Genomic DNA, 12,343 nt, shown 5'->3' with positions numbered 1-12,343 from the left:
GAGAAGTCAATGGAGAAATGTTCCAATGAAGCTGACATATCATGTGATCGTGTTGATGAGCGGAGGCATGCCTGACCGCTGCGACTGTGTAACGTATTCGGTAGGGGAGAGGCCGCAGTATTTTTTGAACACCCGGTGGAAATACGAAGTATCGTAGTAACCGAGGTACTGCGATATGCCCGCGACCGTCATATTTGAGCCCAGCAGCAGGCTGCAAGCCTCCTGCATGCGCAGCTCATGCATATAGCGGATCGGGGACCGGCCATACACTTCTTTGAAGACGGCGGTTACGTAATTGGGCGAGCGGCCGATCAAAGCGGCCAGCCGGGCAATCTCGATCTGCTCTCGGTAATGCTCCAGCAGATAGGCTTTGACCGCTTCGGCATATTTCAGCTTGCTCGGTGTCAGTGCGGGCTGTTCGAGTTCCCGGGCAATCATGCCAAGGAGCTCCTGCAATATACCAAGACAGATGATGGAACGGTAGTTTTTCCCGCCCCGCATCTCTTCGTACAGCCTGTCGCAACGGTGATAGGCGTACTGGCTTGGGGAGAGCCTGAACTTGATGAATTGTCCTTGATCCACGAACGGAATTCCCGTCTCAGCCACGGGCTCGCATGTAAATAAAACGGTATGCTTTTGGTGGGGAATGCCGTCCTTGTTCTCTCCTGAACGGCGGGCTCCGCGGGGGATAAAGAGCACGTCCTCCGCTTCAGCGATCACAACACTGCCATTAATCTCGTACCGGACCTGGCCCTGCCGGACGACGACCAGAACGTTGTACGGAATCGTCTCAAGGTTGGTCCTCCATTGGGGGATTTCATTATCGAAATTTACACTCATGATTTGAAGCATGCGCTGCACCTCTTTATTCCAAAACTTAATAAAACCCTATCATAATGCAGACTTCTCGTAAATTATGCTTCGTTGCAATCGGCATTAATCTTATAAATTGCAATAGAAATGTACATCGGATCAATGAAATGTACATGGACGCATATGGAGCGTCACGCCTATAATTCAGCTGCAAAGGCATTTCATATTATCCGGAGAGGACGGATGAACGATGAGAGTGTTACTGCTGGATTTGGATTCAACGAGACCAGATCACCTTGGCTGTTATGGCTACCACCGCAATACGTCGCCGCATATCGACCGGGTCGCGGCCGAAGGCGTACGCTTTGACAACTACTATACGTCGGACGCCCCGTGCTTCCCGTCGCGTACGGCATTGATGACGGGCCGTTTCGGCATACATAACGGCGTCGTAGGACACGGCGGGACCGCGGCGGACGTCCGGTACGAAGGAGCTGACCGCGATTTCCACGACAAGCTCGCGTCAGAGAGCTTCCCGGCGGTCTTCCGCCGCGCGGGCATGCGGACGGCCCTAGTCAGCCCATTTGGGGAGCGGCATTCCGCATGGACCTTCTATGCAGGATTCAACGAAATTTACAATACGGGCAAGGGCGGTATGGAGTCGGCCGAGGAGGTCACCCCCGTTGTGCTGGACTGGATCGAGCGGAACGCAGACCAGGAAGACTGGCTGCTGTACGTGAACTATTGGGATCCGCACACCCCTTACCGGGCGCCGGCATCGTTCGGCAATCCGTTTCAGGACGAACCGCTTCCGGAGTGGATCACGGAAGAAGTGCTGGAGCGCCACAAGCAAAAGGTTGGCCCGCACGGCGCGAACGAAATCAATATGTATAACAGCAGCGCGTCGCCTCAGTTTCCCCGCCATCCCGGCGACATTCAGAACATGGACGATTTGCGGAGGATGATCGATGGGTATGACTGCGGCATCCGGCATATGGATGACAACATCGGGATGATTTTCGATCGTTTGACGGAGAAGGGGGTCATGGACGACCTGGTGATCATCATCACCGCCGACCATGGCGAAAACATGGGCGAGCTCGGCATTTACGGCGAGCACGGCACCGCCGACCAGGGCACCTGCCGGATCCCGATGATCATCCGGTGGCCCGGGATGCAGAAGGGGATTTCCGATGATTCCCTGCACTATCATCTCGATCTGGTGCCGACCGTCGCGGAACTGCTGGGCGTTCAACCTGCGCCAAGCTGGGACGGCCGCAGCTACGCCGGTACGCTCCGCAGCGGCGAGGTCGGCGGAAGGGAGTACCTCGTCGTCTCGCAGTGCGCCCACGTATGCCAGCGCAGCGTACGGTTTGGGGACTGGCTGTATACCCGAACGTACCATGACGGATATCATCTTTTTGACAAGGAGATGCTGTTCAATATTACCGAGGATGCCCAGGAGCAGAACAACCTGGCTCAGGAACGGAGAGACCTGTGCAAGGAAGCGGTCTACTTGCTGAACGAGTGGCATGACGAGATGATGATGACGATGAAGTTTGACGTCGATCCGCTATGGACGGTCATTCAGGAAGGCGGGCCGTATCATGCGAAAGGGCATCTGCCGATGTACATCGAGCGGCTGGAACAGACCGGGAGAGGGCATGCCGTGGATGAGCTGAAGCGCCGCCATCCGCAGGAGTTTGCACAGAAATAAGCGGTATGCGGCGGGAATAAGACAAGGGGCTATCGATTGGCGATAGCCCCTTTCTTTATTGCCTATCGGCGCTGACCATGCTGGCAACGTCGGTTTACCATGCATCTGCGCAGCTTAGTTCAAAGTTTCGAGCAGCAGCGGTGCGATGAAATCGCGGAACACATTCGCCGGATGCCGCTCTTTTTTACGCTTGTCATCGGTCAGGACCACTACCGTCTCCAGGACGGGGACGATATAGATGAACTGTCCCGCATATCCGCGGGCGTAAAAATAGTCAAATGAAAGCGGGGATGCTGCAGCGGAATGACCACCAAGCTCGGCTCCAAAAGTATCCGTCCACCAATGCCAGCCGTAGAAGCCGCGGTTTGGCGGACCAGCGGGGATGAACGGCTGTACGGACCGGTTCACAAGCTCTCGGGGGATCAGCTGCCGCTGCTCCCAGCGTCCCTGCTGCAGATACAGCTGCCCGAACCTCAGCAAATCCCTGGGACGGAGCCATAAGCCGTAGCCTCCGGTGTGGATCCCCTGCGGGTCGGACTCCCATCGATAGTCTTCGATGCCCAGCGGTCCAAACAGATTTTCTTCGGCGTACTGGGCCGTTGACTTGCCGGCGGCTTGGACCAGGATCGCGGACAGAAGTTGGGAGCATCCCGAGCTGTACTCCATCCGGGTCCCAGGTGTATCGGAAATCGGCTGCTCGAGCACAAATTCGACCCAATTGCCGGTTCTGGTCATGCGCGGAAACGACTTGATCCCGCCGAATTCGCTCCATTCAAAGCCGGCTGACATCGTCAGCAGATGCTCCAGCGTAATTTCCCGCTTGCGTGGATCGGAAGCGGAACGAAGCTGCGGGAAAAATTCGGTGATCGGCGTCTCCGCACCCGGCAGGATGCCTTGGTCCATTGCGATGCAGATCAGGGCTGACAAAAAGCTTTTGGTGCAGGAATTGACCTTCGACTTCTCGTCAGGGATGCGGGGATGACGGTAGTGCTCAAACACCAGCCTGCCGTTTTGGCTGATCAGGCAGCTTCTCAGGTCGACCAGTGCGATCGTTGAAGCGAGTGCAGATATATTCATGGGAATCTTCCTTTGTTAAGTATGGCTTTTGTGGCATGACGCCGCTTATACATTATGGCAAACTGAAGCCTCCCGGACAAGGTTCGGACGATGCTCCAATGGCTATTTTCGATCGAAGGACCATCACGTATAATGAATACTTAGCCTGCTTGAACCTCATCTATACACGCAAAAAGACAGCGGCTCCAGGTGAACCACTGTCTTCGGCGAAGGCTGTTATTTGGTTAAAAGGTTAATATGATCAAGCTCGGTGCTGCTGTTGAAAATAAACTCAAGCTTATAGTTGCCGCGGTTGTACGTCAGCTTGGTCTGTGTCTTCTTCCCGGTTTTGAAGGTGGACACCGAACTTGGTGCATACCAGTTCTGCTTCAGCATCTTCATCGTAATGCCGCCGATATTGGTCTGGCGTTCGACGTTGGTGCCGAAGTAGCGCATTTCACGGATTTTGCCGAGCTTATAATTGATGGCGTAGCCGGGATTGCCCATATTCGCGCTGTATACATCGAATCCATCGGCATCCTTCATCGGATTTTCGGGTTCCCCGATCTTGTGCAGGACATCCTGACGGGTGCTCTTACCAACGGTGAGGCCGCTAACTGCTCCCGGGAACTGGCCTTTCAGCGCCGGTTTGTAGAAGCTGTTCAGCGTCTGGAGTGCCTGCTTGGATGCGTAACCCGCATCGGCTGCCGCAGCAGCGTTTGCTTGATGTACGGAATATGTCGTGCCTGCGCCTACGGCTCCCAGGCCTACCATGCCGGCCACGGTCATGGCCATGATTGCTTTTTTTGCCGGTTTTGTGATGTTCATGTTGTATCCTCTCCTTGTAACTTATGGGGTCTCTATGTTTTTATTACCCATTCTGCGTAAGATTCAATTCTTCTACAGCATAGTAGAACCCGAAGGAGATTGGGTTACGATTCCGTGAAAGAATATGTCAATTTTGACACGGATGGCGTTAAAGGACGCGTTCAGGGAACGGACAGAAGCCAGGATTGGCTGATGACAGCATCTTGGTATAATCCGGCTGAAGCTTGGATAACTCGTTGAAATAGCTGGAGATGACGTGGTTCCCTCCGAAGGATCCGAGCTGAAAATGCCGGGGTGACAAGTTCTTTACATGGCTGTAATAAAATGTTTTGGACCGTTTCGGCAGTTTGTATACGGCAGGGGGCGCATGGGTCACGACATCAAACAGATTGGCGATGCGAAAGCTGTTGGGAACATAGCTGGCACAAGCTTTGGCGAAGGTCGGATCGCCTACCCGCGGTGAACCGAATGTGAACAGGTAAGGGGAGCGGAAGCCGGTATTGGCCGCAACATCGACCGCGCATAAGGTCGCCAGCGCCGCACCCAGGCTGTGACCGGTAATAAACAGCGTCTTGCCGCGGGATACCTTAGCCAGTGTCGAGATAATGCGGGTCCTTGCGGAGGCATAAATGTCCGTGAAGCCCCGATGCGTCATACAGTCTTCTTTAATGTATTTGTATTTCTTCTGAGATGCGATCAGGTCCGCGATCCAGTTGGTCGTCGTGCTGGTTCCCCGAAATGCAATGATGACCTCTTGATCCGAATCGAGAATAAAACCGAAGCGTTCCCAATCGTTCGTAATGGACCTGGCCTCAATCGTCTCAAGCCGTGTGTATGGAGAAGGGACGACAAACGACCCGTCTGCATTCTCAAATTGAGCATAGGTCTGTCCGCAGATGGCCGCCAGAAAAATGGTACGCTGCTGCAAATCGTCTGCCTTGCTCATACGCATCCCGCCTTTCACTCCTACACTATATTAAGAGGATAAGGATCGGGTGCTTGGGCATGAATAGTCTAATAAGGAGGTGTCCACCATTCCAATTCATATCAAACGGGTCTATGAAAAGCCTGAAGCATCAGACGGCAAACGAATCCTGGTCGACCGTCTCTGGCCGAGGGGACTCACGAAAGAGCAGGCCGCGGTCGACGAATGGATGAAAGAGATCGCACCCAGTCATGAGCTGAGAAAATGGTACGCGCATCGGCTGGAGCATTACGAGAAGTTCAAAGAGCTATACCTGCAGGAACTTCAGCAGGACAAGCCTTCCCAGCTTTTACGGCAAATCCGGGAATTGGCGGAGGATTGCACGGTTACGCTGTTATATGCCGCGAAGGATACCACCATGAATCAGGCGGTCGTGCTCAAAGAAATCATTGAAACGTCGTAAGCACCGCCGGCTGGCCGGATCGTTGTAGTCGTTTACTCTTTCGTATATCATTCCGGTGACCGTCATGGCGCCTCCTTAAGCCCAAGGGCTGCAGGGGGCGCCATTTTGAGTTGGCTGAGCCGCGCCTCTAATTGCCTGCCAATCACAAATGATTTTGCCGCAGCACAAAATATTTGCTGCCTCTGTCATCTATTTTTGGACCGCCATTGGCTCGGGGCTTCGCCCATCAGCCGCTTGAAGTGCCGGTTGAAGCTGGATAAGGTCGCATAGCCGACCTCCTCGGAAATAGCCAAAATGCTGCTGCCGCTATGGCACAGCAGGGCAGCCGCAACCTGAATGCGCACGTTGTTGATATAGTCCAGCGGAGCCATGCCCATGCACTTGTGGAAAATGCGCCGGAAATGGGTGACGCTGAGGCAGCATAGCTCGGCTAACCGGTGGATCGGGACCGGTTCCATATAGTGCTGGGAAATATACTCGAGCGCTTTTGAAATTTGCTGCATCGCCCGCCGGTCGGCACCGCCAGTCGCAGTTTCAGCTGTGCCGCTCTCTTGAAGCAGCAGCTGCCTGCCGATCAGCGTCAGGAGCGTCCAGATGTATCCTTTTACTGCCGATTCATATCCCGGCCCGTGTTTCTCCAGCTCCTTCATCGCGTGATCTGTCAGCCAGACGACCTCAGCGTGATCATCCGGGGTGACGATGTTGTTGAACCGGGGATACGTATCCGTTCCGACCCGGTCCCAGAATCCAGAAGACACCGGGTCAGACGAAAAGAGGGCGCCCGGATCAATAAAGCAGAAATGCCACCTGCTTTCTTTTCCCTTTAAGCTTTGAGCGAGATGCAGCTGATTCGGAAAGATGATGCTCACATCTCCTTGGGTGTAGGGCAGGATTTTGTCTTCAACGAAAAAGACGCCTGAGCCCTCCAGACAGTAGCCGATCTCAAGGCAGTTGTGAAAGTGCAAATACGTAATCTCATTGTCTCCCTGGACATAATTGCTGAGCCAATCCACGGGGAAATCGGAAGGAAGCATATAAGGCTGGGAGACGACTTTATAATCAAATGGTCGATTCTGCACAGCTTTCAGTCCTTTTTCGGCGGAAGTCATTGTTTTCATTATAATAAACTATCCTTGAACGAAATTCATTGATCTTGGGAAAGGAGATTATCAATATGGCTTATCCTAAGGAACCGAGGCTCCACGAATTGGCAGGTAAAATTATTGAGTATGGGCGGCTCGCACACGAATACGGAGGACGGGGCGTGGCCGATGCCTGGATCGACATGGAAGAGAAGATGAAAGAAACGTTGGAGAAACTGCAGGGATTACCAATTGACGCCAAGCTTAAGGAGCGAGAGCCGGACGATCTGCCGTACATTCGAGCACAGCGTACTGAAGGACCAAGAAGGCTGTGGGCATCGTTTGACAAGGCGGTCTACAAGGAAAAGCTCGAAGGGGCGATGCTCGCCCGTTTTGCCGGATGCACGCTGGGGGCGCCGGTGGAATTCTGGGAAGTGAGCGACATGGAGAAATGGGCCGCATATATCGGGGATGCCTTTCCTCCACAGCATTATTGGTCCAAAATCAAAAATCCGAACGATCTCCGTTACGGAATAAGCACCTTTTATGAATATACCCTGGAAGGCTTGACCCAAGTCCCTGTCGATGACGACATTACTTATACGATCCTCGGGCTGCTCATTGCCGAAGAGCACGGCCTCAACTTCACGACAGAGGATGTGGGAAAGAGCTGGCTCAAGTACCTGCCGGTTGCTTGTACTGCGGAGGAGGCTGCGCTCAACAATTTGAAGGCGGGCATCCCGGCGCTGCAAGCAGCTGACGTAAACAATCCGTTTTGCCAGTGGATCGGTGCGGATATCCGCTCGGATCCGTGGGCTTACATGGCTCCGGCGTACCCGGCGAAAGCGGCGGAATATGCCTATCGGGATGCTTATTTGAGCCATCGGCGGAACGGGATTTACGGGGAGATGTTTTTCAGTGCTGCGCAGTCCGCGGCGTTCGCCGTCGATCATCCCGAGCAGGCGCTTCGTATCGGCTTGACCGAAATTCCGAAGGAATGCAGCCTTTACAAGGATGTGGAGTGGGCGCTTGCCGTTAGCGGTGAAATCCATGATTACAAGGAAGCCAGAGCGGCGGTCGATGAGCGCTTCAAGGGAATGTCGGGCGTGCACGCCAACAATAACGCCTGCTTGACGGTGTTCGGCCTGATGATCGGGGGGACCGATGTGTCCAAGGTGATCTCGGAGACGGTTGCCATGGGACTGGATAACGATTGTACGGCTGCGACGGCCGGCAGCATCGTTGGCGCGATCGCCGGGAAATCCGGCGTGCCGGAGCATTGGGTTAAGCCGTTTCACGATACGGTCACAACGTATATGACGAACGCGGAGAAGTTTCAGATCAGCGACCTGGTCGACCGATTTACCATCCTTGCCGGCAAAACACATCACGAGGCGTAACTTGGCGACGTCGGCCGTAGTTCTTTTTAAGAACGATCCAGCGTGAATCCGTATGTTATCGAACAAAAGACATATCAAATCCATCCACGAATCATGCCCTTGGATCCATGGACAACGGGCGGAGGATCGTAAACAATGGGGGAAACGGTGTCCAATCAAGCGGGAGAGGTGGAAAAGGATGAAACTCAAATTGATCAAGGCGTTGTGGGGCATGGAGGGAACGGGCACATTGGAAGAGCAGGTGGGGCATATCGCTTCAGCCGGTTATGATGGCGTAGAGGCGCCCCTGCCGGGACCTGACGACGAACAGCGGTTTAAGGAGCTCCTCGCAAGCCATGGGCTTGATTATGTAGCGATGATTTTTACCGAAGGGCCGGACCACTATGCTTCTTTCGAAGCACAATTGGAACGGGCAAAGTCGTTTGGGCCGATCCATGTTACTGCGCATTCCTTAAAAGACTATGTTCCTCTGGAAGAGCAGGTCGATTATTTCCGGCGGGCCGTTCAGCTTGAGCAGCAGCTTGGCGTCAAGGTGGGCCATGAAACCCACCGGGGCAGAGCTTTATTTAATCCCTGGGATACGGGGAAGGTGCTGAAAGCGGTCCCTGGACTTGGACTGACGGCCGATTTTAGCCATTGGTGCTGCGTTACCGAATCGACGCTGGAACATTTCGAGAGCGAGCTGGACCTGGCTATCGGCCGCACCGTACATATCCATGGGCGTGTCGGTTATGCGCAGGGCCCTCAAGTTCCCGATCCGCGGGCACCGGAGTACGCGCATGAAGTCGCTCGGCATTTTGACTGGTGGAACCGGATCGCCGATGCGAGGCAGCATGCCGGTGCCTCCGAATTGACCTTTACGCCGGAATACGGTCCGCCTGGGTATCTTCACACGCTGCCTTTTACCAATCAGCCGGTTACGGATTTGTGGCAGGTATGTAAGTGGACGGTAGAACAATACCGTGAAAACTTCGAACGAATCCAATCCGTGAAAGCCACCTGACAAACATGAGTGAACCTATGTAAAAGAATGCAAAAAGGCTGCCGCATTGCTTCCACAGCATGCGGGCAGCCTTTCGTCATAGATGCAGGTACATCTGGCCGAATTTATTTTCGGTAGAGCTGCCGAAAAGACTTCGGGGTATGACCGGTATATCTCGCAAAGCTCCTAACGAAATAAGGAAAGGATCCGAAACCCGTCTGCTCAGCGACACGTCCGATCGGATCGTCGGTATGGATCAGAGTTTGCTTAGCCTGCTCGATCCTGTGCCTCGTTAAATACTCCAGAGGTGTACAGCCGAACGTCTTTTTCATACATATGGCGATGTAGTTGGAATGAAAGTGCAGGGCTTCCGACATCCGCTTATAGCTGATGGGCTCCCGGTAATGCCGGCGAAGATATTCGCCCGCCAGTTCCGCCACCTTCAGATGTGGATTCTGTACTTCTCCCCCTTCCGTCTGCTGCAGCATGGACAGCAGGTCCTGAAAGCAGATCTGCTGCTTCCAGCGGGCGGATACAGTCTGTTCCGGGTGCAGCAGCATCAGCCTGCGGAGGAGCTCTTCCACTTGACTTGGGAGAAGCGGGGCTCCCTGCTGGGAAATATAGATTGAGAATTTCTCGATCTGATAGAGCGGATGGCCTTCAAATGCCGGTAAAGAGGAATCCTGCTCGGAAACTTCGTTCCAGCTGCCCAAGGTTTGAAAATGCAGCCAGTAAAAATGCGTTTCTTCCAAACAGGGCCGGGCGGTCCGGTGCGACCGGTCAGGCCGAAGGATGGCGTAATGTCCCGCCGGGACGGTGAGCATCGTCAGCTCTTCCTCCAGAAACAAGCAACCCCTCGTCACGAAGATCAGGTCAAAGACCCCGATGCGGCTTCGGTCCGGATGGATTCCGCCAATCGGGTAGGTGTCCTCCCCGCAGGTAATGTAATGGGGCAAAGGCGGAGCGATGAATTGAAACATGGCGATCCTCCTTCCTTCGAATCGAATTGCTTCTATCATAAAGGATTGCACATGGCGAAGCCATATGTTTTGCCTGCATGATGAGGTTGTGATTGGACAAAAACATGTTGATATCCGGTATCGGTAAATAGCGGGGGACATGGTATATTTCATAGCGTTAGCCGAAGTAAACCGAAGATGAAAAGGGAGTGGCGAGCTATGAAATTCGTTAAAACCGCTTTTGAACAACTGCCGCTTGGCGCGGTTAAACCTTCCGGTTGGCTTAAGGATCAATTGATGATTCAAGCAAAAGGTCTTACCGGGCATTTGGAGGAGCATTGGGCGGATGTCGGGCCCGAAAACGGGTGGATCGGAGGCAGCGGAGAAAGCTGGGAACGCGGACCGTACTACTTGGACGGACTCCTTCCGCTTGCCTATTTGCTAGAAGATGAAAGGTTGATCGCCAAAGCCAACCGGTGGGTTGAATGGTCGCTTGCGAGTCAACAGGACGATGGCCACTTCGGTCCGAAACGGATCGAAACCGTCAACCGTGAGGTCGATAAAAAGCACGATTGGTGGCATTACATGATCATGCTGAAGGTCATGATGCAGCATGAAGAAGCGACGAAAGATGAGAGGATCGTTCCCTTTCTGACGAAATTTTTCGGCTACGTCCGCCGCACCATTGAAGAGAATCCGCTGCAAGGCTGGGCGAAAACCCGGGGAGCAGAAATGCTGCTCTGCCTGGTATGGCTGTATAAAAGGACGCAGGATCCTTTGCTGCTGGAAGTGGTGGAGATCGTGGCCAAGCAGACGACGGATTGGTCCGATATTTTTTACGACTTCCCGTTCTGGCGCAAGGTAGAGGAGTGGGACTGGACGACGCATGTCGTCAATGTGGCGATGGGGATCAAGACGCCGGGTGTTTTGTACGAACTGACCGGAGATGCCGTCTTGAAGGAGGCTGTGCACCGCGGAATCGATTCGCTGATGACATACCACGGTCAGGCACACGGCATGTTTTCGGGTGACGAGTGGCTCTCTGGAACGCACCCGAGTCAGGGTGTCGAGCTGTGCGCCGTGGTGGAATACATGTTTTCGATGGAGCAGCTGACGCGGATATTCGGCGACGGCAGGTTCGGCGACATTCTTGAGAAAGTGGCGTTTAATGCGCTGCCGGCGGCAATCTCTCCGGATTGGACTTCCCATCAGTACGATCAGCAGGTGAACCAGATTTTGTGCAACGTCGCTCCCCGCAGCTGGGTGAACGGGCCTGACGCGAACCTTTTCGGCTTGGAGCCGCATTTCGGCTGCTGCACCGCGAATATGCACCAAGGATGGCCCAAGCTGACGTCGCATTTGTGGATGAAGGACCTTGAGGGCGGGCTTGCAGCCGTTTCCTATGCGCCGTGTACTGTCGAGACCCCGGTTGGTAACGGTTCCTTGGCCAAGCTGGCCGTCAGCGGAGAATATCCCTTCCGGGACCATGTCTCCATCTCAATCACATTGGAGCGCCCGGAAACATTTACGGTTTCCTTGCGGATCCCGTCCTGGTGTACACAGCCTGAAATCCAGGTCAACGGTGCGCCGGTGAACGTTCAGACCGAGAACGGCTATGCCAAAATCAACCGCGAGTGGGCGAGTGGAGACGGGATCGAACTGACGCTGCCGATGGCCGTCAACACGACATCGCGCAACCTTTATGCGGTCAGCGTAGAGAGGGGACCACTTGTCTATGTGCTGCCAGTCCGGGAGCAATGGCAGATGGTGCGGGAGCGTGAAAAGTTCCATGATTGGGAGCTGTATCCGGGATCGGCCTGGAAATACGGCCTGTTGGCCGATACCGGCTTTGAGGTAACCGAGGCGGATATTCCAAGCCAGCCGTTCTCCGCGGATGGAGCCCCCGTGCGGATCACAGCATCAGGACAGCTGGTCAAAGACTGGAAGATGGAAGGCAACAATGCAGGCACGCCGCCCATTCATCCCGACTGTAACGGTCAGCCTGTGGCGGAGCTTGAGCTGATCCCTTACGGAAGCGCGCGGCTGCGGATCGGTGAGTTCCCGCTCATTGGCAGCCGGAAGCGGTTCAAGGATCAATAAGCTAAGCTGTGCTAGACA

General features: G+C 54.3%; 11 protein-coding genes. 5 read left to right on the top strand and 6 right to left on the bottom strand.

Translation table 11 applies throughout. The features are described 5' to 3' along the window. Nucleotides 1–39: 39 nt before the first annotated feature. Nucleotides 40–852, bottom strand: coding sequence for a helix-turn-helix domain-containing protein (locus GCU45_RS04320; protein ID WP_152398199.1), 813 nt, complete (start codon nt 850–852; stop codon nt 40–42). 211 nt (nt 853–1,063) lie between these two features. On the opposite strand from GCU45_RS04320, the gene GCU45_RS04315 reads away from it, so the two are divergent. After that, nucleotides 1,064–2,530 carry a sulfatase family protein gene (locus GCU45_RS04315; protein WP_152398198.1) on the top strand — a complete coding sequence of 489 codons (1,467 nt, stop codon included), beginning with the start codon at nt 1,064–1,066 and terminating at the stop codon, nt 2,528–2,530. Nucleotides 2,531–2,644: 114 nt separating this feature from the next. Here the strand turns inward: GCU45_RS04315 and GCU45_RS04310 are convergent, their stop codons facing one another. The 3 genes from GCU45_RS04310 to GCU45_RS04300 form a co-directional block, all read right to left on the bottom strand. Next, a complete protein-coding gene (locus tag GCU45_RS04310; protein WP_152398197.1) occupies nt 2,645–3,607 on the bottom strand; it encodes a serine hydrolase domain-containing protein in 963 nt (320 codons plus the stop codon). A 216-nt stretch (nt 3,608–3,823) separates the two neighbouring features. Beyond that, on the bottom strand, nt 3,824–4,414 hold the full coding sequence (locus GCU45_RS04305) for a YjgB family protein (protein ID WP_152398196.1): 591 nt from the start codon (nt 4,412–4,414) through the stop codon (nt 3,824–3,826). 148 nt (nt 4,415–4,562) lie between these two features. Next, nucleotides 4,563–5,366, bottom strand: a complete 804-nt coding sequence (locus GCU45_RS04300) for a lipase family protein (protein ID WP_152398195.1) — start codon at nt 5,364–5,366, stop codon at nt 4,563–4,565. Between the two features lie 73 nt (nt 5,367–5,439). Here GCU45_RS04300 and GCU45_RS04295 point away from each other — a divergent pair, with 73 nt between their 5' ends. Further along, entirely contained in the window at nt 5,440–5,802 is a 363-nt protein-coding gene (locus GCU45_RS04295; RefSeq protein ID WP_240913173.1) for a DUF488 domain-containing protein, read from the top strand. 185 nt (nt 5,803–5,987) lie between these two features. On the opposite strand, the gene GCU45_RS04290 is transcribed toward GCU45_RS04295, so the two are convergent. Further along, nucleotides 5,988–6,920: an AraC family transcriptional regulator gene (locus tag GCU45_RS04290; protein WP_244364431.1), complete on the bottom strand. Its 933-nt coding sequence runs from the start codon at nt 6,918–6,920 to the stop codon at nt 5,988–5,990. Between the two features lie 56 nt (nt 6,921–6,976). On the opposite strand from GCU45_RS04290, the gene GCU45_RS04285 reads away from it, so the two are divergent. Beyond that, nucleotides 6,977–8,284, top strand: a complete 1,308-nt coding sequence (locus tag GCU45_RS04285; protein ID WP_152398194.1) for an ADP-ribosylglycohydrolase family protein — start codon at nt 6,977–6,979, stop codon at nt 8,282–8,284. Between the two features lie 178 nt (nt 8,285–8,462). Continuing rightward, nucleotides 8,463–9,287, top strand: a complete 825-nt coding sequence (locus GCU45_RS04280; RefSeq protein ID WP_152398193.1) for a sugar phosphate isomerase/epimerase family protein — start codon at nt 8,463–8,465, stop codon at nt 9,285–9,287. A 104-nt stretch (nt 9,288–9,391) separates the two neighbouring features. Here GCU45_RS04280 and GCU45_RS04275 read toward each other — a convergent pair whose 3' ends face one another. Beyond that, the gene (locus GCU45_RS04275) at nt 9,392–10,246 is read right to left on the bottom strand and encodes a helix-turn-helix transcriptional regulator (RefSeq protein WP_152398192.1); all 855 of its coding nucleotides are present in this window, start codon (nt 10,244–10,246) and stop codon (nt 9,392–9,394) included. Nucleotides 10,247–10,444: 198 nt separating this feature from the next. On the opposite strand from GCU45_RS04275, the gene GCU45_RS04270 reads away from it, so the two are divergent. Further along, on the top strand, nt 10,445–12,325 hold the full coding sequence (locus tag GCU45_RS04270; protein WP_152398191.1) for a beta-L-arabinofuranosidase domain-containing protein: 1,881 nt from the start codon (nt 10,445–10,447) through the stop codon (nt 12,323–12,325). Nucleotides 12,326–12,343 lie beyond the last annotated feature (18 nt).

The organism is Paenibacillus cellulositrophicus (assembly GCF_009363095.1).
Classification (GTDB): Bacteria; Bacillota; Bacilli; order Paenibacillales; family Paenibacillaceae; genus Paenibacillus_AQ; species Paenibacillus_AQ favisporus.
The sequence above is the reverse complement of the archived record's forward strand: the minus strand, read 5'-3'. Positions and strand labels throughout refer to the sequence as shown.